A 23,266-nucleotide genomic window follows, 5' to 3' on the forward strand; every position below is an offset into this window, starting at 1 on the left:
GCGGCCGGGCTGAACGTCCTGCGACAGCTCGTGTGGCCGCTGCCGCGCTACCACCTGACACCTGACACCTGACCCGCACCGTGCGGCCGGTTCAGCGCACGCCTGACGGGATGGCCGCCGAGGGTGGGAGCCGAGGGTGGCGACTTGACCGGGAGTTGGGGGATCTGTTCTGCTCGTCATGCCCAGCCGATGCACCGGGCCCAGTCGATGGACGCATGATGGACGCGGAGGAAGCCGGTGGGAGTCTCCCCTGACATCGGCCGGTCGCCCCGGCGGCCCGGGCTCGGCGGCCGGCGCCCTGCGGGGGCCGGCCATGGCATCACAGCCCCGCACGCTGAGCACCCGGTCACGCTGAGCCGTCGCTCACACTAAGCCGTCGCTCACGCCGCGTATCCGATCACGCCGAGCTGCTGATCACGTCACATAGTCCATCATGCCGCCAGTCGGTACCGGCTGGCGTGGCCTCCTCCTCGTGTCAGGGAGAACTCCCGTGTCCGGATGGTTCCGTGCCGTCGGGCTGCTCGCCGGCGCCGCGCTCGACGCCGCCCTCGCCGACCCGGCGCGGGGGCACCCGGTGGCGGCCTTCGGGACCGTCGCCAACCACACCGAACGGCTGCTCTACCGCGACAGCCGGGCCGCCGGGCTGGCCTACACCTGCGCGCTCGCCGGCGGCACCGTCGCCGTCGGCGCCCTGGCGCGCTCCGGGGTGACCAGGGCCGGCCGTCGGCTCGGCTGCCCGCGGGCCGCCCCGGTGGCGCTGACCACGGCGGCGACGTGGACGGTGCTGGGCGGGGCATCCCTGCGCCGCCACGGCCGTCACCTCGGCGGCGAGCTCCTGCGCGACGACCTGATCGCCGCCCGTGGCCGCCTGCCGTCGCTGTGCGGCCGGGACCCGGCCGTCCTCGACCGCGCCGGGCTGTCCCGGGCGGGGGTGGAGTCGCTGGCCGAGAACACCTCGGACGCGGTCGTCGGGCCGCTGCTGTGGGGGGCGCTCGGCGGTGTCCCGGGGCTGCTCGGCTACCGGGCGGTCAACACCCTGGACGCGCTGGTCGGCTACCGCAGCACCCGGCACGCCCGCTTCGGCTGGGCCTCGGCCCGCCTGGACGATCTCGCGAACCTGCTGCCGTCCCGCGTCGCCGGACTGCTGGCCTGCGCGTGCGCGCCGATCGTCGGCGGCTCGGCCGTCGACGCCTTCTGGGTGATGCGCCGGGACGGCTGCAGCCATCCCAGCCCGAACGCCGGCCAGGTGGAGGCGGCGTTCGCCGGCGCGCTCGGGCTGCGCCTCGGCGGGACGCTGCGCTACCACCACGGGGTGGAGCACCGGCCGGTGATGGGCTATGGCCGGCCGGCCGTACCTGCCGACCTGGAACGGGCCGCGCTCCTCTCCGCCTCGGTCAGCGGCTGCGCGCTGGTGCTGTCCGCCGGCGTCGCCGTGGCCACGGCGGCGGCCCGGTCGGCGCTGGGCTCGGCACGGGGCTCCAGACACACTTCCGCGCGGGCCTCCACATGGGCCACCGCCCGGCCCCGCCGGCGAGGCCGGCGGTGAGCGGGGGAGCGCTGCTGGTCGCCGGGACGACGTCGGACGCGGGCAAGAGCGTGGTCACCGCCGGGCTGTGCCGCTGGCTCGCCCGCGAAGGCGTGCGGGTCGCGCCGTTCAAGGCGCAGAACATGGCGCTGAACTCGGTGGTGACCGCGGACGGCGCGGAGATCGGCCGCGCCCAGGCGATGCAGGCCGCCGCAGCCGGGGTCGAACCGGAGGCGGCGATGAACCCGGTGCTGCTCAAACCCGGAAGCGACCGGCACAGCCAGCTCGTCGTTCTCGGCCGGCCCGTCGCCGAGGTCGACGCGCTGGGCTACCGCCCGTACAAGGCGCGGCTGGCCGGCATCGTCACGGACTGCCTGGCCGACCTGCGCGGCCGATTCGACGCGGTGATCTGCGAGGGCGCCGGCTCGCCCGCGGAGATCAACCTGCGGGACACCGACATCGCGAACATGGGCCTGGCCCGGGCCGCGAACCTGCCGGTGCTCGTCGTCGGCGACATCGACCGCGGCGGGGTGTTCGCCGCACTGTTCGGCACCCTCGCGCTGCTCGACGCCGACGATCAGGCGCTGGTCGCCGGCTGGATCGTCAACAAGTTCCGCGGCGACCCCCGGCTGCTCGAGCCCGGGCTGCGCCAGCTCGAGCAGCTCACCGGCCGTCCAGTACACGGGGTGCTGCCGTGGCGCTCCGGGCTGTGGCTGGACGTCGAGGACTCCCTGGACCTCGCCTCCTATCCGGCCTACCCGGACGCCGGCGACGCCGACGACGCCGACACACACAACGCCGCCGATACCCGTGGCGCCGATACCCATGGTGGCGGTACTGGTGCCAACAGCCACACGGGGGACGTCCTGCGGGTGGCTGTGATCCGGCTGCCGCGGCTGTCCAACGTCACCGACATCGACGCGCTGCGGGCCGAGCCCGGGGTGCTGGTGGGCTTCGCGACCCGCCCCGACGATCTCACCGACGCCGATCTGGTGGTCGTTCCCGGGACCAGGGCGACCGTCGACGACCTCGGCTGGCTGCGCCGGCGCGGCCTGGACGCCGCCCTGCGCGCCCGGGCCGCGCGGGGCCGGCCGCTGCTGGGGATCTGCGGCGGCTACCAGATGCTCGGCCGGCGCATCGACGACCCGGTCGAATCCGGCGCCGGTACGGTCGACGGCCTCGGCCTGCTGCCGGTGACCACCGCCTTCGCCCCCGACAAGCTGCTCGGCCGCCGTACCGGAACCACCCCCGACGGTCTGACCGTGACCGGCTACGAGATCCGTCACGGCCGGCTCACCGTCCACGACGCCGGGCCGCTCGCGAGGCCCGCGGGTGGGCCGGTGAGGGGGAACGCCGGGGGGCCGGCCGTCGAACCGTTCGCCGCGGACGGGGTGCGCGCCGGCGCGGTCGCCGGCACGAGCTGGCACGGGCTGCTGGAGAACGACGAGTTCCGCCGGGAGTTCCTCGTCGACGTGGCGGCCCGCGCCGGACGCTCGTTCATCCCGGCCCGCACCTGTTTCGCCGACGTCCGCCGCCGCCGTCTGGACGTCCTCGGCGACCTGGTCGCGGACCATCTCGACACCGGGGCCGTCCGCCGGCTGCTCGAGGGCGGTCCCCCGGCCGGCCTGCCCTTCGTCCCGCCGGGGGCACCGGGGTGACAGCGGCCATCGCCTCCGGTCACCGGATGGTGCCGCGGGTGCCCGCTCACCGCCCGTCCGGAGAAATGGCGGCCGATGACCGTTGCGGTCGGGTCGACATGACCTGAGGAGACCGCGCTTCTTCCAGGCCGGGCCGCCGGCCGGCGATCGGCCGCCTCCTGATCTGTCGGTGATCCGTCGGTAGGGTCCCCGCCATCTGTTTCCCGTCACAGCGTCAAACGTTGTATACCGGTCTGGCCGGGAACAAGCAGGATCCGCGGGGGCGGTCAGGCCTGTCCGGGTAATGGCCATCCGGGTGGACGAAAGGCTCGGAACAGGCTCTCAAGGGGGTACTGAGCTTGTCGAACGACCCGTGGTGGCGCAATCCCAATATCGTCGTTCCCTCACTCGTGGGCCTGCTGACGGCGGTGATAGGGCCGCTGGTGGCCGTGGCCCTCACCGGCAGCGCGACGGTGAAGCCCCCGCCGCAGCCCCCGACCTCGACCGCGCCGTACACCAGCACGCCCACGCCGACCAGGACCCGCACCCCGAGCCCGAGCCCGAGCCCGGTCCGCACGACGGCGACGGCCCGTCCGCCGTGCACGGTGGGTACGGCGTCACCGTCCCTCGACACCGATCAGGCGGCCATCTGCACCCTGCTGCGCAGCAGCCTGATCGATCGCCGCTCCTGCCACAGCCGTCCCGATCTGGAGTCGGTGGCTCCCTGGAACGCCCTGAGCGCGATCACGTGTGAGACCGCCGCGGACTCCACCAAGGTCCAGCTCCTGCGGTACCGAACCGTCGCGGACATGAACGCGTATCTGGACCGCGCCGCCGGCTCCGTCAACGGCCTCGGCAACTGCAAGGACGGCCAGGAGTCGAACACCACCTGGCACACGTCCTCCAGCGGGACGCTGGGCCRCAAGGTGTGTATTTTTCTCAGTAACGGCAAGTTCCAGATCAACTGGGCGTTCAACACGGAACGTGTCGTGGTGGTCCGTGAAGATCAGTCAGCCGTCTCCGCGGCCTCCTGGTGGGACAAGAACGCCTGCCTGCTCACAAGCTGCTGATCGCGGAAAATACTGAACGCGCGGCGCGACCTGGATCCCCTGCCCGCGCTGCGCGTTTCCCGTCCTGGTGTCCGGCCTGTTTTTCCGTTGTTTTCCGGGTCCCGGCCACCGGTCGCCGGCCAGTCAGGGTGGCCGGCGACCGCCGAGGCCCAGGTCCGGCGGAACAGCCCCCGAGCCGTCCCAGCCGATTACAGTATGCCGTTGGTATGCCGTTGGTCGACCGGATTGCGAGGGTCAGCATGCGGTCCGGGGCCAGGGCGTGTCGACCATCCGCGTTCGCGTGCCGCACCCCTTCGCCTGCTGATCCTTTCTTCTCCTCGGGAGTATCGACGTGACACGTCCTGGCAGCGAGCCGATGATCGTTCTGCTGTCCACCGCCGACACCGAACTGTTGGCGGCCCGGGCCAGCGGGATGCCGTGGCGGGTGGCGAACCCGGCCCGGCTCGCTGCCGAGGGCGTCCCCGGCCTGCTCCAGGGCGCGGACGCGGTGGTCGTCCGGCTGCTCGGGGGGCAGCGGGCGTGGCCCGACGGGCTGGCCGCGGCACTCGCCGCCGGGCTGCCCACGGTCGTCCTCGGCGGGGAGGCGGTACCCGACGCCGACCTGATGCGCCGCTCCACCGTGCCGGCCGGTGTCACCACCGAGGCGCTCGCCTACCTGGTGGAGGGCGGCGCGGCGAACCTCGCCGAGCTGTACCGCTTCCTCGCCGACACGCTGCTGCTGACCGGCTTCGGGTTCGCCCCGCCCACGCCGATGCCCGCCGCCGGGGTGCACGGCGCGCGCACGGCGAAGACGGACCGCCCCACCGTCGGTGTCGTGTTCTACCGGGCGCACGCGACGTCCGGGAACACCGCCTTCGTGGACGTGCTGTGCGACGCGCTGGAGGCGCGCGGGGTCAATGCCCGGCCGGTGTTCGCCGCCTCCCTGCGCGGGCTGGGCTCGGCATCCGACGACGTCCTACCACTGCTGGCCGGGGTGGACGCGCTGATCGTGACGATGCTCGCGGCCGGCGGCACCCGCCCGGCCGACGCGTCCGCCGGCGGGGACGAGGAGGCGTGGGACATCGGCGCGCTCGCCGCACTCGACATACCCGTGCTCCAGGGCCTGTGCCTGACGTCGTCGCGGGCGCAGTGGGCGGGCAGCGACGCGGGGCTGTCGCCGATGGACGCGGCCATGCAGGTCGCGATCCCCGAGTTCGACGGCCGGATCATCACCGTGCCGTTCTCGTTCAAGGAGTCCGGGCCGGACGGGGTGCCCGGCTATGTGGCCGACCCCGAGCGCGCCGCCCGGCTGGCCGGGACCGCCGCCCGGCTGGYCCGGCTGCGGCACGTCCCGAACGCCGAGAAGAAGATCGCGCTGGTGCTGTCGTCGTACCCGACCAAGCACGCCCGGGTCGGCAACGCCGTGGGCCTGGACACCCCGGCCTCCGCCGTCCGGCTGCTGGCCGCGCTGCGGGCGGCCGGCTACGACCTGGGCGAGAACGGGCCGGGCGGACGGCCGGTCCCCACCGACGGGGACACGCTCATCCACACGCTCATCGCCGCCGGCGGGCACGACGTCGAGTGGCTGACCGAACAGCAGCTCGCGGCCGCCCCGGCACGGGTGCCGGCGAGCGTGTACCGGCGCTGGTTCGACGCGTTGCCGGCGTCCCTGCGCGAGGGGATGCTCCGACACTGGGGTGAGCCGCCCGGCAGCCTCTACGTCGACCCTCCAACGGTCACTCCCGGTGACATTCCCGGCAGCGCTGGCGGCGGCCTGCCGCGGCCCGCGGACGGGGACGGGCGGGAGCCCGCGATCGTGCTGGCCGCGCTGCGGTTCGGCAACATCCTGCTCATGATCCAGCCGCCGCGGGGGTTCGGGGAGAACCCGGTGGCGATCTACCACGATCCGGACCTGCCGCCGTCCCACCACTACCTGGCCGCCTACCGCTGGCTGGACGAGGAGTTCGGCGCGGACGCGGTCGTGCACCTGGGCAAGCACGGCACGCTGGAGTGGCTGCCCGGCAAGGGCCTCGGCCTGTCGGCGGGATGCGCGCCGGACGCGGTCCTCGGCGACCTGCCGCTGGTCTACCCCTTCCTGGTCAACGACCCCGGGGAGGGCACGCAGGCCAAACGCCGGGCGCACGCGGTCATCGTCGACCATCTGGTGCCACCGATGGCCCGCGCCGACACCTACGGTGACATGGCCCGGCTGGAACAGCTCCTGGACGAGCACGCCACCCTGGCCGCGCTCGACCCGGCGAAGCTGCCGGCGGTCCGCGCCCAGATCTGGACGCTGATCCAGGCCGCCCAGCTCCACCACGATCTCGGGCTGGACGAGCGTCCCGGCGACGACGACTTCGACGACTTCCTGCTGCACGTCGACGGATACCTCTGCGAGGTGAAGGACACCCAGATCCGCGACGGCCTGCACATCCTCGGCGCCGCCCCGGCCGGTGACGCGCGGGTGAACCTGGTGCTGGCGATCCTGCGGGCGTCGCAGGTGTGGGGCGGCACGGCGGGGGCGCTGCCGGGCCTGCGGGCCGCGCTCGGCCTGGTCGAGGGCGGCGGTGCCGCGCGGGTGGAGGTCGACGGTTTCGAGGCGGCCGCCCGCGCGCTCGTCGCCGGCATGGAGGCCGCGGGCTGGGACCCGGCCGCGGCGGCCGGGGTGCGCGCGGACGTCCTTACGGACGGCGAGGCCAGCGGTGGCGCCGCCGGTCCCGGCTACACCGAGGTCGAGCGGGTGCTCGCGTTCGCCGCCACCGAGGTGGTGCCGCGCCTGAACCGGACCTCCGACGAGATCACCAACGTGCTGCGGGCGCTGGGCGGCGGGTTCGTGCCGCCCGGGCCGTCCGGCTCGCCCACCCGGGGGCTGGTGGGCGTGCTGCCGACCGGGCGGAACTTCTACTCGGTCGACCCGAAGGCGATCCCGTCCCGGCTGGCCTGGGAGACCGGCCGGGCGCTCGCCGACTCGCTGCTGGCCCGCCATCTCGCCGACACCGGCTCCTACCCGGCCTCGGTGGGCCTGACCGTCTGGGGCACCTCCGCCATGCGCACGCAGGGTGACGACATCGCGGAGGTACTGGCGCTGCTCGGCTGCCGTCCGACCTGGGACGACGCCTCCCGGCGGGTGACCGGTTTCGAGGTGGTGCCGCTGGCGGAGCTCGGCCGGCCCCGGGTGGACGTGGTGGTGCGGATCTCCGGTTTCTTCCGGGACGCCTTCCCGCACGTGATCGCCCTGCTCGACGACGCGATCACCACCGTCGCCGGGCTCGACGACGAGGCCGACGCCGACAACCTGCTCGCCGCGCACGTCCGCGCCGACCTCGCCCGCGACGGCGCCGCCCACGGCGACCGGCGGCGGGCGACCAGCCGGATCTTCGGCTCGAAGCCGGGGGCGTACGGCGCCGGGCTGCTGCCCCTGATCGACTCACGGGAGTGGCGCTCGGACGCCGACCTCGCCGAGGTGTACGCGGTCTGGGGCGGCTACGCCTACGGCCGCGACCTCGACGGCCGTCAGGCGCGCGCCGACATGGAACAGGCGTTCCGCCGCATCCAGGTGGYGGTGAAGAACGCCGACACCCGCGAGCACGACCTGGTCGACTCCGACGACTACTTCCAGTACCACGGCGGGATGGTGGCGGCGGTACGGGCGCTCACCGGCGCGTCCCCGGCCGCCTACATCGGGGACAGTGCCGTACCGGACGCGGTGCGCACCCGCACCCTGCGGGAGGAGACCCACCGGGTCTTCCGCGCCCGGGTGGTCAACCCGCGGTGGATCGCGGCGATGCGCCGGCACGGCTACAAGGGCGCGTTCGAGCTGGCCGCGACCGTGGACTACCTGTTCGGCTACGACGCCACCGCCGGTGTCGTCCAGGACTGGATGTACGAGTCGCTGGCCGCCTCCTACGTCTTCGACCCGGAAACCCGCGACTTCATGCGGGCGTCCAACCCGTGGGCGCTGCGCGGCATCGCCGAACGCCTGCTGGAGGCCGCCGACCGCGGCCTGTGGGAGAAACCGGACCCCGCCACCCTCGATGGCCTCCGCCAGACCTACCTCGACCTCGAAGGCGACCTCGAGGGCCCCGGCGAAGATCCCAGCCTCTGACGTGCTCTGCCGCCGACCGGGAAAGCGCGGCCGGTAACCGGGCTCCGCTCCGGACCGGACGCCTGGCCGGCCGCCGCACCCGCCCGCCCGCCGGCAGAACAACTCGATGGAACAGTTGACTCCGCGGGCCTGCTCGGAGCGGACCGTTACGGTGAAATCCGATCCGGACGCGCCCGGCGCACGTCCCCCGTACGGTGACGATCTGTACTCCGCCCGGTTCCAGGTCGCCTTCCCGCGGGTCGGTTGAGCACCCTGGTCGGGCCGGAGCTGAACCGGGTCCTTCAGCGGATCGTCCTGGTCGCGTCCTGGATCCTGAACGGATGGTTGATGCCGCTGGCGCACGGGTCCGCGGGCCGCCCGGTGTCGTGGGCGGCCCGCGGTTTTCTCTCCCCGCCATCCGCCGGAAAAGTGCCGGTGCGCGTCGGCGGTCTCATGCGCGATGTCCCGGCCGTGGGATTCCTGCGGGCGCCGTTGTGGCCGGCACGAGCCAGCCGACGGCTGACTATCCCACCGGCCTTCCCGGCGGACGAACGGGGTCCTTCACCAGGCTCCCAGCACCGTGGGGGCCGGCGGCTTCCACCTACTTGTAGGACTTGTCCTGGTGGAACTTGCCGTGGCCGTCGTACCAGCCATGGCCGTCGTACCATTTGCCATGGTCGTACCAGCCGTGGTCGTCGTACGAGCCGTGGTCGTAGCTCTTATAGTCGTAGTTCTTGAAGTCATACTTCACATGGCCGTATTTGCCGTGGTCGTACCCACTCCCGTACGACTTGTCGAAGTGGCCCGTTGACGGAGCCGCCTGGGCGGCCGCCGGGGCGAACAGGACGGCCGAGAGGGCCACGCCCACCGCGGGCAGCAGGTACAGGGGCTTTTTCACGAGCGTCATTTCGTTTCCCTTCATGGTCGGCCGGTAAGCCGATGACTCAAGGACCGGCGCCCTGTCCCAGGATGCCCGGCCGTCGTGTGACGGTAAACATTGCCATCTTCACCCGATTTTCTGACGGGGCGTGACGGTGGCGGATGCGGTTCCACCGGCCAGCCGTTAGCATTCCCGTCCCGCCCGTCACGGCGAACGCTTTCGGGAGCAATCGGGGAACCGGCGGCGCCGGTTCCCCGTGAAAGCACCAGCCAATACGGCGGCCCGCCACCAGCCAAACGGCGCGCGGTCCCGGGTCGGCGTGGGCCTCGGCCGTGTGGCGCCACTCGGCGAGCGCCTGGGCAACCGGCGCCATGTTTTGTTCACCCTTTTCATCCCATGGACGGCTTCATCCCGTGGACGGCTGGGACGGGCGTGTCGGGCGGCGGCCGCGTCGGCGCGGGCGTGGTGTGACRCCCGGTTCGCGGATGCCGCGATGGTCGAGCATGAACGCGAACGGGCGGCCGGGCGCCTGCCCGGCCATCGCGCGCTCGACACGGGTGAGGAGATCGTCGAAACGTGACGCGCGCAGGACCTCGGCGGAGGGCAGGAGCGCCCACCATCTGTCACCATCGGCACTTTGACCGAATATGACCACCGGCGGCTCTGTCATGACGACAACATTGCCGGCCGTCCGCGGACGACCGGCGGCAACAGAGTGAACATACGGTTACGTACAGCCATGCGACCGAGTGGCGACGCCCGGTGTCCGGGCCTGCCGTCACACCCGTCCGCGGCGTTGCCGCACAAGCCCGGCAACGGACATCGGGCAGCGGGCAGCCCTGATGTCGGCGGCGGTCAGTGACGTACGGGAGGCGGCAGGGTTCTGCTGTCGGCCGCGCCTGTACCGCAATTACCCGTACGTCTCCCACGCGGAGGGTGGTGCCGCACCGCGAGCAGGTTGGGATCGCCTCGGCCACCTGGCCGCAGGCCTCGTGCACGAGCTGGACGGGCGGGCCCGCGGGAGGCACAGCCCAACGGTCGTCCGCGCGGTTCGCCACCGGATCCGCCGTGGTCAGCATGATCCGTCAGATCGGTATCGCTGTCGGTGTCGCCGTGCTCGTCACCATGCTCGTCGCCGTGCTGGGCACCCCGGACGGGCCGTGGGCGCGGCTGGCCGGCTTTCAGCACGGCTGGTACGTCATCGCCGCGATCTCCCTGGCTGGCGGGCTGCTCGCGCTGGCGCTGTCCCGCCCCGGGCACGGGACCGCCGCCGCACCCGGGCAGAGCGCGCCCACCGCCACGGCCAGCGGCACCGCGTCCGTCAGTGTTGGTTGAGATTCGTTGCCGGCCAGGTTCCGGCCGCGCCGGCGAAGGCCGCTGCCTCGCCCGGTGTTCCGCCAGGAACGATACCGGCGCGGGCGGCCAGCGCGACCGCCTCCAGCCCGGAATGGACCTCAAGCTTGCCGAGCAGATTCTGGACGTGGGTGCGCACGGTGTTCGAGGACAGGAACAGCTGGGCGGCGATGGCGCCGCGGTCGAGCCCGTTCACCATGCACTGCAGGATCTRCCGTTCACGGCGGGTGAGAGTGGCGAGTTTCCGCTGCGCGGGGGACGGCTGCGCCGACCGTGCCAGCTCGGTGAGAACGGCCCCCAACAGGGGCGGCGGAAACCAGCTCTCACCGTCACGGATACCTCGCACCACGGATATCAGATGGTGCAGATCCAGCCTTTTCGGCACCCACGAACGTACTCCGGCGCGTACCGCGGCGATGGCCAGAGATGGGTCTTCCATATCGGTCACAATGACTGTTGGCAGCCGTTCACACAGCCGCCGCAGCCACCTGACAAGTTCGGCAGTATCCGCCATGAGAAGTTCCACGTCAAGTAGGAGAACGTCCACCTGACGCAGGTCCAGAATCCTGCTCGCCATCTCTGTGCTGGGCACCGTGTCCACCACCGTGAAATCGTTCTCGACACGTATGGCGGCGGYGATGACATCACTGAAGGCGCGTTGGGAATCGGCGATCAGTAGCCGGCTCGGTCGCATGCTGGACATGTACCGTCCAGGTACTTTGAGTACACCTCCGACGCACCTCGGATCAGCCCCCGGGAGTCACCCTCCGAGAGTCAGCCGGCGCGGTCCAGCAGACCGGACCTGGCCGCCAGCGCGGCGGCCTCCAGCCGGCTGTGCACGCCGAGTTTGGTGAGCACATTCTGGATGTGCGAACGCGCCGTGTTCACCGTGATGCCAAGATCCGCCGCGAGAACGGCGGTGCTCTGCCCTCGGCCGAGCCGGCCGAGCACGTCCCGTTCCCGGCTGGTCAGCAGGGTGGCGACGGTTGCCCGCGCGGCAGGGCGGYGGGGGATGCGCGCACCTTGCGTAACAGCGCACACATCGGTCATCGTCTTTCCACGGCCGACACGTTCCGCGATCGCGATGACCCGTTCGATGCCCTGCGTCTTGGACGCGACCCCGCCGGCGCCGGCCCGAATGGCGGCACCGACTGCCGCGGCGTCGGTGGAACCGGTGAGCAGCAACAGGTTTGTCGCCGGTGCCAGTCCGGCGAGGGAACGGATCAGATCCAGGCCGTCGCCGTCCGGGAAACCGAGGTCGATCATCCCCAGGTCGGGCCGATGACGTCGGATCGCGCTTTCGGCGTCGGCGGTGGTGAAAGCCACGGCGCACACCGTCCAGCCACGCGTGGCCAGCACCGTCGCCATGCCCTCGGCGAACATGCGGTGGTCGTCGCAGAGAACCACCCTCACGGCATGCCCCGACAGGTACTCCGGGCCGGGCCGGCCGACATCGCCGTCATGATTCCCCCGTATCTCTGACACGTTCGTCCGACGCCGTTTCGTCCGGCATTGTCGTCAGCTGACTTCCTTCGGCATCTTTCTTCGGCGACCGGCGTCTCCTCCTCGGCAGCCGGTGTCCTCGCCCGGCAACGAGGACCGACTGACTCGTACCCGGCCACGGCGACGGTATTCCGCATACACGCCGCGGCACATCACACGGCGTCGGCGACGTGACGCGCGGACGGGACCATCAGGAACCGCTGCTGGTGGTGACCGCACCGACGCGGCACGCCCCGTCCCAGGCCGGTGTCCGTCGGGCACGGCGGCGGAATCAGCCGGGATCCGGCGGGCATCACCATCGGCATCGGCCCCCGAACGCGTTCCGACATATCCCGGCGGACGGTGAAAAGGGTGGTTCCCGCAGTTGTGGAGCAACCATTTGTACTGACTCCACGTGCTTCGCCGGGTCGTTACCGCGATAACACCGATATGGGCACCGTAACGGTCTTGTTCGGATTTTGGACTACCGGGAGCGAACTGTTACGGTGCCTCCGCCCGGGGGGGTGGTCGTACCCATAAGGAAGTAACATGCCCAATAATCACCTGTTCATGCCGGCCGATCCCGTGCCGGTGGATCCCGTACCGGTGGATCCTGTGCCGGTCGGTTCTGTGCCGGTCAGGCCGCCCGACCTACGGCCCAGGCCGCGGCGGCGGCCCGCCGCGCTGATGCCGGTCCTGCTGGCACTGCTGGCAGGCGCCGGTCTCCAGGCCTGCCAGCAGCCGCAGCTGCCGACGCCCACTCCGCCGTCCCCCTCGGCCACCACACCGGCACCGGCGCTCTACTCGCCGACGAGCCTGTGGAACACCCTGGTCCCACCGGACGCGGGAGCCGACGCGAACTCGGCCACGATGCTGCGCACGGTCGTCGAGGCCGCGCGGGCACAGGGCTTCGTGATCGCGGTCAGGGAGTGGTCGAGGCCGCTGCACTACGCCGACGCAACCACCCCACGCCACACCGTCACGCTGACCGCCCCGTGGGCGCCGRCATCGACGATCTCCGGCGTCCCGATCCCCGCGCACGCCGTGCCCGACCCGGCCGGCGACGGCCACATGGTGATCATCGACCGTTCGACCGGGTGCGAGTACGACTTCTGGCAGGCGGTACGCAACGCCGACGGCGGATGGTCGGCATCCTGGGCGAACGCGACCTCCACGGCCGGGCCGGGCTGGTACCCCCGCGGCCTGTCGGCGACCGGTTCGGGCGCGGCCGGCGCCGCGGGGGTGATCCGGCCCGAGGAACTGCGGGACGGCGAGATCAGGCACGCCCTGTTCTTCGCCTACCCGCAGACGAGGGCGGGTGCTCCCGTCCTGCCGGCCACCGAAGCCGACGGTACGAGCACGAACGTCGGCGCGATCCCCGAGGGCGCACGCCTCCAACTCGACCCCGGCGTGGACCTGTCCACCCTCGGCCTCAACCAGTACGAAATGATCATTGCTCGCGCGCTCCAGCGGTACGGGATGATCCTCGGCGACACCGGCGGCGGCGTCGGCCTCGTCGCGCAGAACCCGCTGTCGACCACGGTGCCCTATCCCTGGGGGGACCAGACATATGTCGACCTGCCGCAGAGCCTGCTCACCCACATGCGGGTACTCACCCTCGGTGAACCGCACGACAACGCCACCTCCATCGAGCCCACCCCCTGCGCCACCCTGCGCTAGGCATGTTCGACGAGTGATTGTTCGGTGACGCTGCTGGTCTGGGCGGGGGTCCTGTCAGGGGATGCGCGGTCAGGCGGTCAGGTGGTGTCCAGGAAGCGTGCACCTGGTCCGGGCGCACGGTGGACGGCGTGCGGCGGCAGATGGGTGTGCCCCGCGGCGCATGCGAGAACAACCCTGACCGGCTCGTCGCAGGCGTCCTCGTCGGTGGCGGGCCGGTGCCGGACGACGACCGACGGCCCCCGCGGGTCGGCGAGGTACTTGTCGCCCCATTCCAGCAGCGCGACCAGTGTGGGTCGCAGATCCAGCCCCTGCTCGGTGAGCTGGTACTCGAAGCGCTGCCGATCGCCGGGCTCCTGGTAGGGGACGCGCCGCACCACTCCTGCCGCCACCAGGGTGTCGAGCCGGGTGGCCAGCAGGTTGCTGGCGATGCCAAGGYGGGTCTGGAACTCCCTGAACCGGCGTGCGCCGTCCAGCGCCTCACGGACGATCAGCAGCGACCAGCGCTCGCCCACCACCGCCAAGGCGCGCGCCACCGAACAGTTCACCGGGTCGATCCGCCGCGCCCCCATGGGCGGATCCTACCGCACCTGAGTTGACAATCTCCATCCAGCTTCCCTATGGTCCGCTCTGAGTTGACAAAATAAAGTCAGGAGACGAGACCATGCCCATGCTCGACGTGTACATCCCTGACAGCACGCTCCAGCCCGAGGCCGAGGCGGCGCTGGTGAACCGGATCACCGAGATCCTGATCCGCCATGAGGGACTCGACCCCGCCGATCCGGTGACCCGGTCCGTCTCCTGGGTGTTCGTGCACCGACCGGCCGCCGTCTACGTCGGCGGGGCGCCCGCGCAGGCGCCGCGTTACAAGGTCGTGCCGTCCGTACCCGAGGGGCAGCTGGACGAGCGGGCGCGCGCGGGCGTCATCGCCGAGGTCACCGAGGCGCTCCTGGACGCGGAGAACGGCGCCTGGCCACGCGATCCCGGCCGGGTCTGGGTGTTCCCCACCGAGATTCCGGAGGGCCGCTGGGGCGGRCACGGGCAGATCAGGCCGCTCGCGACGATCCTCGCCCGGCTCACCGGCGACGCCGGGCGGGCCCGCGCGCTCGCGGCCGCGCGCATCGCCGCCAGCCGCGCCGAACACGCCCGCCTGCCGTAACGGGCCGACCACCCAGCCGCCGGCTCCGCGAACCCACGCTGGGACAAAACCGGTGATCATTTGTCGGACAAGGTCCGGGTCGCGGGCGAGCCACAGACCAGACCGCCACAAATATCACTTTCTGTAACTGAATATCGACGGTAGGGGCCGGATCCGGTTACTTCACGCACGCGCGCGGGCAGGGGAGCGAACATGAACCGAGCAAGCCTCGTCCGTGACAGCATCGGTTGGGACGTGACGAACTGGTCGAGGTGCCTGTCCTTCTGGGAGGAGCACAGCAGGGTGGCCGCGGCCACCCCCAGCGTTCTGGAAATCGGTTTCGGTGGGACGCACGGTGGTCTCTCGCTGTGGCTGGCCACGAAGGGATTCCAGGTCGTGTGCTCCGGCCTTCAGGAACCGTCACCGGCCGCCCGGCGGCTGCACGCCGCGTACGGCATCGGCGACGCGGTCACCTACGAGCGGATCGACGTGCTGAACATGCCGTACGTGGCCGCCTTCGACATCGTCGCCTTCAAGTCCCTGCTCCCGGGAATGACCACCGGCGGCGACAGTTGGCCCGTCCCGCAACGGAAGGCGATCGCGAACATGTACCGGGCGCTGAAACCGGGCGGCGAGCTGTGGTTCGCGGAGAACGCGGCCGGGACGCGGATCCACGGTTTCTTCCGCACGCACTTCGGCTGGGGTCGGAAGGGATGCGGTTATCTGTCGGCCACGGAGGCCGTTGGGCTGTTGTCCGCGTTCGGGACGGTCGACTACACGACGCTGGGGATACTCGGCGGATTCGGCCGCTCCGAACGGCAGCGACGGGCGCTCGGCGCCGTCGACCGGGCTCTGTGCGAACGGGTCACACCACAGAACTGGCGGTACATCATCACCGGTGTCGCCCGCAGGAACGACCACGGGAACGGCGCGGAACACGCCGGGGACGAGCGTTCCGAGAAAGAGCCTCCCGAGGAGATCGGCGCGCCGGACACGGCCTGTCACCCGGCGTCCTGACATGACGGCCGAGAACACGGGAACGGCGGGTGCCGCACCGCCGGCCGGTAAGCGCGACACCACAGACCAGAACAGCACGGGCCGAGAAACAACCGGACGAGAAACAACCGGCCAGGAGGCGGCGGACCGGGAGACGACAGGCGCGGAAACGGTGGACGTCGTCATCTCGACATATGACGAGGAACGCCACGTCGGCCGCTGCCTGGACGCGGTACTGGCCCAGGACTACCCGGCGGAACTGGTGCGGATCTGGCTGGTCGACGGCGGCTCGCGGGACCGCACCGTCGCGATCGCCGACGAGCGGGCAGCCGCCGACCAGCGCCTGACAGTGATCGCTGACGGGCAGCGCCGCGTCCTGCCCACGGCGTTGAACCTCGCCATCAGGCTCTCCACCAACGACCTGGTCGCGAAGGTGGACGCGCACGGCTACCCGGAGTGTGACTTCCTGCGCCGCGCCGTCGCCGCGCTGCGGGACGGCCCGTCCGACGTCGCCTGTGTGGGCGGGCGGCCACGGCAGCACGGTGACACCCGCTTCGGGGCGGCTGCCGCGCTCGCCCGCACGTCCCACTTCGGTGTCGGGGACAGCGGGTACGCGGGCCGGACGGAACACGCGTTCGTCGACACCGTCCAGTGCGGGGTCTACCGGCGCGCGGCGCTCGAACGCGTCGGCCTTTTCGACCCCGACATGGTCTACGGCGAGGACGAGGAGCTGAACTGGCGGCTGCGGCGGGCCGGTTACCGAATAGTGCTCGACACCTCGATCGGGTTCCACTACCTGGCCCGTCCCTCCTGGCGGGCCGTGTTCCGCCAGTACTACCGATATGGCCGTGCCCGAGTACGGGTGTGCCGGGCACACCACGGCATGCTCCGGCCCCGGCATCTGGCGCCGGCGTCCTTTCTGCTCGCGCTGGTGGGGCTGGCGGGGGCGTCGGCCTGCGCGTCCAGAACACGTCGGGCGGCCGACGCCACCGGGACACGGACGGCCCTTGCCGTTGCTGTGCTGGCATATTCTGCCGCCGCGTCGCTGTCGGCGGCCATGGCGGTCAGACGCGCGCGCCGAGACGGGCCCGTTCCCGACACGACCGTCGTCGGGGGCCGCCCGGACGGATTTCCGGCGATGACCGCCAGGGTCACGGCCTGTTTCGGGGCGCTGCACGCGGGTTACGCTCTCGGTACCCTGCGAGGAGTTCTCGACCGGCCACGGCGACCCGGCTGAGACAAAAAACGGCTGAAGCGAAATCCGCCGCGTCCCGCCCCGGCAGATCCTGACAGGGTCCAGAAAACCAGAAAACCGGGGCGGACGCGGCAGATTTCCGCGACGTCCCACCCTGGTTTTCCGGCAGGCGGAGAACGGGTTACCCGTCGCCGCGGAACGTGTTCGCCGTTGCCGCCCGGGACGGCACCAGCCGCGCCGAGAAGCGCAGGCCGACGCGCCCGAGCACACGCGCGTCATGCCAGCGCGGGACAAGACTGCCCCAACTTGCCCCCAACGCCCGCGCGAAGATGATCGCGACCGCGATCCCACCGGCCGAATACGCCAGCACCGAGGCGACCGACGCCCCGACACCGCCGTGCCCGGGGATGAGCACGATGTCGAGCGCCACCGTGGCAACGAACGCGATGCCCACCGCGGCGGTCTCCAGCAGCGGTTTCCCCCGCGCGGTCAGCGCATTGCCCAGCAGCTTGAGCGCGACGACCCCGAACGCGCCGGCCGTCAGAACACGCAGCTGGACGACCGAGTCCTGGAACTCGACACCGAAGACGGTCACGCAGAGAAAAGGCGCGGCAAGGACCAGACCGGCGCCGATCAGGAGCGTGGTCAGGACCGCGACCCGGAACACGGCCGCGGCCTCCTGGCCGGCATCACCCCCGCTGGAACGCACCAGGTCCGGCCGCTGCACGGCGGCCAGCGCCGTCGGCAGGTAGAACAGCGCCTCGGCCCAGGCGACCGCCACGCTGTAGACACCCAGCTGGTGGGCGCCGGCGATGGCGCCCACCAGCCACTGGTCGAGTTTGTAGTTGGCGAGCAGCATCGTCTGCCCGGCGTGTGCCTTCATCCCGAAGCCGAGCGACCGTCGCGCCAGGCGCAGGTCGGGACGGCCGAACCCGGCCGCGCGGCGTCCCACGTACCAGGCCATCAGCGCGGTGCCCAGCAGCTGGCCGCCGATGCAGGCGGCGACCGCGACGCCGACGCTGAGCGCGCCGAGCGCGGCGAGCAGACCGTTGACGCTGACGTTCACCAGCGGGGCGAGCAGGTACGCCGCGTTCGCGAACCCGAAGGCGTAGTCGGCCTGCGCCAGGAACAGCAGATAGACCTGCAGGATCAGCATTGGGACCGAGGCGAGTACCAGCCAGCGCAACCCGGCCGACGAATGCCCGCCGACCTGGGGGAAGAGCGCGATCAGACCGCCGACCGCACCGGCGGCGACYGTCCCCAGCAGGAGGGCGAGCAGGACCGAGTTGGTCGCCAGCGCCGGTCGCAGCCCGGGCTCGGCCGAGGCGAAGTTGACGTTCGCCTGTTCCACGCCCAGCAGGGAGAGCTGGGAGACGACGTAGGCGATCACCGTGAGGAAGGCGACGTCGCCCCGGCCCGTGGCACCCAGCGACCGCGCGACGACCAGGACGTTGGCGAGCGAGAGGACAGCGACCGCAAGCTGTGTGCCCCAGGTCGCGAGCGCCGACGAGACGAAGTTGGGATGCCGGGGGCCGCCGTCACCATCCCCCCACCAAGGCGCGGCCATCCTGGGCAGCATATATTCACCGTCCGCTGTTTGCCGCTCGCGATCCGCTTACAGCCGTGCGTTCTCCCGCGCGCTCCCGCTGGCCCGCCAGCCCGGCGGACGGCAGGCCAGCGGCTCGCGGTCCTGCGGTTGCCGTCTCTGCCGCCGTCTCCGCCGCGGCCGGCGTGCCGCGACTGGCCCGCTGCCGGGAGCCGGGTCAGGATGACMGAACATGCACGGCCGTCTGGGCGTCTACTCCGACGACGTCTTCCAGCTCGAGCGGACCGCCGCCGGTCCGCGGATCTCCGCCGACCAGGCGTTCCTCCTCTTCACCTGCGCGGTCGGGCAGCACTTCGACCGGCTGGTCCTCTTCGGCCGCACGCTCCGCGCGGACCGGCCCGCGGACCACGTCCTGCCGCCCGGCACCGAACTCGTCGCGCTGCCGTACTACGCCAGCCTGCGCCGGCTGGGCGCGCTGGCGCGCGCGGCGGCCGGCACCGTCACCGGGATGTGGCGGGGGCTGGCGCGGGTGGACGTCGTGTGGGTGCTCGGGCCGAACCCGTTCGCGATGGTCCTGATCGCGCTTGCTCTCCTGCGGCGCAGACGGGTCGTCCTCGGGGTCCGTCAGGACACCCCCGCGTACTTCCGCAGCCGCCTGCCCGGCCGCCGGTGGGCGCCGGCGCTCGTGCCGGTCCGGGCGCTCGACAGCGGCTACCGTCTGCTGGCGCGGTGGCTGCCGACAACGGTCGTCGGAACGGAACTCGCCCGCGGGTACGGCTCCCGGCGTCGCCGTTCGCGCCGGCGGGACGGGCCGCCCGGCCGCGAGCGGCGGCGGCCGGCGGTCCTGCCGATGACGGTCAGCCTGGTCCCCGCCCGGGACATCGCCGCGGCCGTGCCACGGCGTGACTGGACGGGACCGGTCGAACTGCTCGCCGTCGGCCGTATCGACCGGGAGAAGAACCCCCTGCTGCTCGTCGACGCGCTCGCCCACCTGGAGCGGCAGCGGCCGGGGCGCCATGTGCTGCGGCTGCTCGGCCGCGGGCCGTTGGAGGACGCGGTCCGGCGGCACGCCCGCCGGCTCGGCGTCGACGGACGCGTCGTGTTCGAGGGGTACGTCCCCTTCGGCCCGGCCCTGCTGCGGTTCTATCGGCAGGCACACATCCTCGTGCACGTCTCGTTCACCGAGGGTGTGCCGCAGGTGCTGATCGAGGGCCTTGCCTGCGGGACGCCCGTCGTGGCGACCGACGTCGGCGGTGTGCGCGCCGCGCTCGACGGGGGGCGCGCCGGCCTGCTCGTGCCGCCCTCGGACGTCGGCCGGCTGGTGACCGCGATCAACCGTCTCGTCGACGACGCCGACCTGCGGGATCGTCTGGTCGCCCACGGCCTGGTCACCGCCCGGGCGGTGACCCTGGAAGCCGAGGCGAGCCGGGTCGCCCGCTTCATCGCCGGGGAGGCAGGGGAGAAGGCGTGACCCGGACGACTCCCGCCACCCACATACGGCGTAGGGGAGTTGGTGCCGATGGGGGAGCCGGTGGCGGCGGGGGCGGACGTACGGTGGCGATGCGGTTTCCAGGCCCGCTGGCGACCGGTGGAGTGCCTGGCCCCGGGACCGTCCAGTCCGGCTTCCGGACGCCGGATCCGGTGGGAATCCCGGGCCCGGCCCGGCCGGCGGTACGCCACCGGTCGACGGGGAAAGCAGGGGGAGGACGTGGTCCGTCGTACGACCGCCGTGGCCGGGACGACCGGGCACATCCGGCGGGCTCTCACCACAATATCGGTGACGGAAACGTCGGTGGCGGAACACCCGGCGGCAGAAACCGCGGCAACGGAACACCCGGTGGCGCAGCGCCCGGATTCGGCCGCGGGACGCCCGTTCAACGAAGGACCCGTCCTCGGCGGAAGGCCCACCACGGCGGGCACGACAGGGCGGACCCGTGGGGAGGTGTTTCTCGCCGGGACGAAGCTGGCCGCCGAGATGCTGCTGGCGGCCCTTCTGTTGCTGCTGGCCCTGCCGGCGCTACTCCTGATCGCACTTGCCATCAAGATCGAATCAAGAGGGCCGGTGTGTTACCGGGCGCTGCGGGTGGGCCATCGGGGCAGGCCACTGGCCGTCCTGAAGTTCCGGAAGATGCGGATGGGAATGTCGGGGCCGCCGGTGACGGCGGCTGGCGACGAACGGTTCACCCGTATCGGCGCCTTTCTCGCGCGCCGGCGCATCGACGAGATCCCCCAGCTGTGGCACGTCCTGCGCGGGCAGATGAGCCTGGTCGGCCYGCGACCGGAGGATCCCCGGTTCGTGGCCCTGCACCCGCGGGCCTACCAGGAGATCCTGACGGTCCGTCCCGGCCTGTCGGGATGGACCCAGCTCGTCTTCCGGGACGAGGGCGACCTGATCGGTGCCGGGCAGGACGGGGATCCGGTGCGCCGTTACGTCGACGACCTGCTGCCGGAGAAGGTGCGGCTCGACCGCCTGTACGCCGCTGACCGGCGGCTCACCACCGACTGCAAACTGCTGCTGTGGACCCCACTCGTGCTGTTCTGCCGTTTCGACGTCGAATATGACGGGAAAACAGAACGGGACAGGAGAACCGAGCTTCGCAGAAAGCCCGAACACGACGGAAAAACTGTCGGACGTGACGGGCGAGGAGAGCTCTTCCGGCTGGTCCGGAATTCTTCCACGCGAGCCGGACGGGCCGTCTGCCGAAGCAGGCGGGTTCCGCACCGGAGGGCCGAGGACGGGGATGTCGATGAACGGGATGAGCGGTCTGTCGCACATCAGGGCGGTTGTTCTTGCCGGCGGGCTCGGCACCAGGCTGCGCCCGTACACGACAATCATCCCCAAACCACTCGTGCCGGTCGGTGAACGCCCGATCCTGCAGCACATCATCGACCGGCTGCGGGCCGTCGGGGTGACCAGGATAGATCTCTGTGTGAACTATCTCGGAGGGCTCATCGCGGCCTATTTCTCCCAGGCCCGACTCGAACCGGGTCTGGAGCTGCACTGGCACTGGGAGGAAAGACCGCTGGGCACGGCCGGGGCACTGCGGGCCGTCCCCGACCTCGACCAGACGTTCATCGCCATGAACGGCGACGTGCTGACCGGCCTCGACTACCGCGAGCTGGTCGACTTCCACGTCGAGACCGGCGCCGCCCTGACCATCGCCACCCACAAGAACCCGGTCGACATCGACCTCGGCGTGCTCGAGACCACGGACGGCTATGTCAGCTCCTACCGGGAGAAACCGACGCTGCACTACGACGTGAGCATGGGCGTCTACATCTACGAGCCGCGGGCGCTGAAACACCTCCCGGACGGTGAGTGCCAGTTCCCGGAGCTGGTCCAGCGCCTGCTCACGGCCGGTGAGAAGGTCGCGGCATATTCCAGCGACGCCCCCTGGTACGACATCGGCACACCGCAGGAATACGAGCGGGCGGTCCAGGACGTCGCCCTGCTCACGGAACAGTGACAGTGATGGACTGGGCCGTGCCGCTGTCGGATCTCGTCGTCGAGGACGACGATCTACGGGCGGTGACCGACACCTACCGGTCCGGATGGCTCAGCATGGGCCCGCGGACCCGTCAGTTCGAGGACCTCTTCGCACGCTTCGTCGGTACCCGGCACGCGGTCGCGGTCACGAACGGGACCGCGGCGCTGCACCTGATGTGCCTGGCGGTCGGGCTGACCACCGGCGACGAGGTGATCGTCCCGTCGCTGACGTTCGTGGCGACCGCCAACGCCGTGCGCTACACGGGCGCGACCCCGGTCTTCGCCGACATCGCCGGGCCTGCGCGGCCGTGGCTGTCCGCGGCCAGCTGCGAACAGGTGATCACCAGTCGGACGAAGGCCGTCCTGTACGTCGCCTACGGCGGGCACGCCGGGGAGATCGGGGCGCTGCGCGACCTGTGCGCCCGCCGCGGCCTGATCCTTCTCGAGGACGCGGCGCACGCCGCCGGCTCGTGGTGGCACGGCCGCCACCTGGGCACCTTCGGCACCGCCGGCGCCTTCAGCATGTTCGCGAACAAGAACCTGGCGGTCGGCGAGGGCGGTGTCGTGGTGACCGCGGACCCGGACATCGCCGACCGGGTGCGGCTGCTGCGCTCCCACGGCATGACCACACTCGCCTGGGACCGTCACCAGGGCCACGCGCACACGTACGACGTCGTCGCGCTCGGTTACAACTACCGCATCGACGAACCGCGGGCCACGCTGGCCGCCTGCCGACTGCGGCGGCTGGCCGCGGAGAACCAGCGGCGGGCCCGGCTGGACGCCCGCTACCGGGAGGCGCTGGGCGACCTCGACGTCGTGATCCCGGGCCACCCCGTGGACGCGGTCCCGGGGCAACCCGTGGATGACGGATGCGCCCGCTCGCATCATCTGTTCGCCGTCGTCCTGCCCGCGGACGTCGACCGCGACGCGTTCCGCGGCCACCTGTCCGAGCGGGGAGTCCAGACCAGCGTCCACTATCCGCCGGTCCACCGCAGCACCGTCCACGCCGCCCCGCCGGGGTCGCCCCGGCGGGAACTCCCGCTGACGGACGGGTACGCGGCGCGGACGGTCACCCTGCCCATGTTCGCCCACATGCGCGACGACCAGCAGGAACAGGTGGTGAGCGCGACGGGGAAGGCCCTGGCGCTCGCCAGAACGAGCTCCCGGCGCCGGGACACCAGCGACGAGACGGCTGCGAGGTGACGACGTGGAGCCAT

At 71.7% G+C, this 23,266-nt stretch carries 21 protein-coding genes; 14 read left to right on the top strand and 7 right to left on the bottom strand.

Features of this window, described 5'->3' with window-relative positions; translation table 11 throughout:
• The first annotated feature begins 490 nt into the window (after positions 1-490).
• From BL254_RS20950 to BL254_RS27400, 5 genes are all read left to right on the top strand, one after another.
• Positions 491-1,546 carry a cobalamin biosynthesis protein gene (locus BL254_RS20950; RefSeq protein WP_076844709.1) on the top strand — a complete coding sequence of 352 codons (1,056 nt, stop codon included), beginning with the start codon at positions 491-493 and terminating at the stop codon, positions 1,544-1,546.
• Positions 1,507-3,183, top strand: a complete 1,677-nt coding sequence (locus tag BL254_RS20955; protein ID WP_047224244.1) for a cobyric acid synthase — start codon at positions 1,507-1,509, stop codon at positions 3,181-3,183. Before BL254_RS20950 ends, BL254_RS20955 begins: the two co-directional genes overlap by 40 nt.
• A 338-nt stretch (positions 3,184-3,521) precedes the next feature.
• On the top strand, positions 3,522-4,232 hold the full coding sequence (locus BL254_RS20960; protein ID WP_139342427.1) for a hypothetical protein: 711 nt from the start codon (positions 3,522-3,524) through the stop codon (positions 4,230-4,232).
• A 355-nt stretch (positions 4,233-4,587) separates the two neighbouring features.
• The gene (gene cobN, locus BL254_RS20965; protein WP_076844713.1) at positions 4,588-8,316 is read left to right on the top strand and encodes a cobaltochelatase subunit CobN; all 3,729 of its coding nucleotides are present in this window, start codon (positions 4,588-4,590) and stop codon (positions 8,314-8,316) included.
• Between the two features lie 106 nt (positions 8,317-8,422).
• Entirely contained in the window at positions 8,423-8,563 is a 141-nt protein-coding gene (locus BL254_RS27400) for a hypothetical protein (protein ID WP_175648438.1), read from the top strand.
• Between the two features lie 34 nt (positions 8,564-8,597).
• Here the strand turns inward: BL254_RS27400 and BL254_RS27405 are convergent, their stop codons facing one another.
• The 3 genes from BL254_RS27405 to BL254_RS20975 all read right to left on the bottom strand — a co-directional run bounded on the left by BL254_RS27405 (position 8,598) and on the right by BL254_RS20975 (position 9,845).
• Positions 8,598-8,750 carry a hypothetical protein gene (locus tag BL254_RS27405; RefSeq protein ID WP_157180564.1) on the bottom strand — a complete coding sequence of 51 codons (153 nt, stop codon included), beginning with the start codon at positions 8,748-8,750 and terminating at the stop codon, positions 8,598-8,600.
• 146 nt (positions 8,751-8,896) lie between these two features.
• Complete coding sequence (locus BL254_RS20970; protein WP_047224242.1) at positions 8,897-9,202, bottom strand: hypothetical protein; 306 nt, start codon at positions 9,200-9,202, stop codon at positions 8,897-8,899.
• A gap of 379 nt (positions 9,203-9,581) precedes the next feature.
• Entirely contained in the window at positions 9,582-9,845 is a 264-nt protein-coding gene (locus tag BL254_RS20975; RefSeq protein WP_047224241.1) for a hypothetical protein, read from the bottom strand.
• A gap of 269 nt (positions 9,846-10,114) precedes the next feature.
• Here BL254_RS20975 and BL254_RS20980 point away from each other — a divergent pair, with 269 nt between their 5' ends.
• Positions 10,115-10,510: a hypothetical protein gene (locus BL254_RS20980; RefSeq protein ID WP_047224240.1), complete on the top strand. Its 396-nt coding sequence runs from the start codon at positions 10,115-10,117 to the stop codon at positions 10,508-10,510.
• Here the strand turns inward: BL254_RS20980 and BL254_RS20985 are convergent.
• A complete protein-coding gene (locus BL254_RS20985; protein ID WP_083731271.1) occupies positions 10,497-11,231 on the bottom strand; it encodes a response regulator transcription factor in 735 nt (244 codons plus the stop codon). The genes BL254_RS20980 and BL254_RS20985 overlap by 14 nt on opposite strands.
• Before the next feature lie 71 nt (positions 11,232-11,302).
• The gene (locus BL254_RS20990; RefSeq protein ID WP_139342428.1) at positions 11,303-11,941 is read right to left on the bottom strand and encodes a response regulator transcription factor; all 639 of its coding nucleotides are present in this window, start codon (positions 11,939-11,941) and stop codon (positions 11,303-11,305) included.
• A gap of 618 nt (positions 11,942-12,559) precedes the next feature.
• Between BL254_RS20990 and BL254_RS21000 the strand changes: the two genes are divergently transcribed.
• Positions 12,560-13,690: a hypothetical protein gene (locus BL254_RS21000; RefSeq protein ID WP_139342429.1), complete on the top strand. Its 1,131-nt coding sequence runs from the start codon at positions 12,560-12,562 to the stop codon at positions 13,688-13,690.
• Positions 13,691-13,767: 77 nt separating this feature from the next.
• Here the strand turns inward: BL254_RS21000 and BL254_RS21005 are convergent, their stop codons facing one another.
• Positions 13,768-14,259 carry a helix-turn-helix domain-containing protein gene (locus BL254_RS21005; RefSeq protein ID WP_076844719.1) on the bottom strand — a complete coding sequence of 164 codons (492 nt, stop codon included), beginning with the start codon at positions 14,257-14,259 and terminating at the stop codon, positions 13,768-13,770.
• A 92-nt stretch (positions 14,260-14,351) separates the two neighbouring features.
• Between BL254_RS21005 and BL254_RS21010 the strand changes: the two genes are divergently transcribed.
• The 3 genes from BL254_RS21010 (at position 14,352) to BL254_RS21020 (ending at position 17,058) form a co-directional block, all read left to right on the top strand.
• Positions 14,352-14,846 (top strand): hypothetical protein, encoded by a 495-nt coding sequence (locus BL254_RS21010; protein WP_047224238.1) that lies wholly within the window; start codon positions 14,352-14,354, stop codon positions 14,844-14,846.
• 192 nt (positions 14,847-15,038) lie between these two features.
• Positions 15,039-15,842, top strand: coding sequence for a bifunctional 2-polyprenyl-6-hydroxyphenol methylase/3-demethylubiquinol 3-O-methyltransferase UbiG (locus tag BL254_RS21015; RefSeq protein ID WP_139342430.1), 804 nt, complete (start codon positions 15,039-15,041; stop codon positions 15,840-15,842).
• A gap of 1 nt (position 15,843) precedes the next feature.
• On the top strand, positions 15,844-17,058 hold the full coding sequence (locus BL254_RS21020) for a glycosyltransferase family 2 protein (protein ID WP_052914803.1): 1,215 nt from the start codon (positions 15,844-15,846) through the stop codon (positions 17,056-17,058).
• Positions 17,059-17,197: 139 nt separating this feature from the next.
• Here BL254_RS21020 and BL254_RS21025 read toward each other — a convergent pair whose 3' ends face one another.
• A complete protein-coding gene (locus BL254_RS21025) occupies positions 17,198-18,595 on the bottom strand; it encodes an oligosaccharide flippase family protein (RefSeq protein ID WP_047224237.1) in 1,398 nt (465 codons plus the stop codon).
• A 199-nt stretch (positions 18,596-18,794) separates the two neighbouring features.
• Between BL254_RS21025 and BL254_RS21030 the strand changes: the two genes are divergently transcribed.
• From BL254_RS21030 to BL254_RS21045, 4 genes are all read left to right on the top strand, one after another.
• The gene (locus BL254_RS21030; RefSeq protein ID WP_076844721.1) at positions 18,795-20,033 is read left to right on the top strand and encodes a glycosyltransferase family 4 protein; all 1,239 of its coding nucleotides are present in this window, start codon (positions 18,795-18,797) and stop codon (positions 20,031-20,033) included.
• 237 nt (positions 20,034-20,270) lie between these two features.
• Positions 20,271-21,425 (top strand): sugar transferase, encoded by a 1,155-nt coding sequence (locus tag BL254_RS27900; protein WP_076844723.1) that lies wholly within the window; start codon positions 20,271-20,273, stop codon positions 21,423-21,425.
• Complete coding sequence (locus BL254_RS21040; protein WP_200902489.1) at positions 21,319-22,029, top strand: sugar phosphate nucleotidyltransferase; 711 nt, start codon at positions 21,319-21,321, stop codon at positions 22,027-22,029. Before BL254_RS27900 ends, BL254_RS21040 begins: the two co-directional genes overlap by 107 nt.
• A 5-nt stretch (positions 22,030-22,034) precedes the next feature.
• Positions 22,035-23,252, top strand: coding sequence for a DegT/DnrJ/EryC1/StrS aminotransferase family protein (locus BL254_RS21045; protein WP_047224259.1), 1,218 nt, complete (start codon positions 22,035-22,037; stop codon positions 23,250-23,252).
• Positions 23,253-23,266 lie beyond the last annotated feature (14 nt).

The organism is Protofrankia sp. BMG5.30, assembly GCF_001983005.1.
GTDB lineage: Bacteria > Actinomycetota > Actinomycetes > Frankiales > Frankiaceae > Protofrankia > Protofrankia coriariae.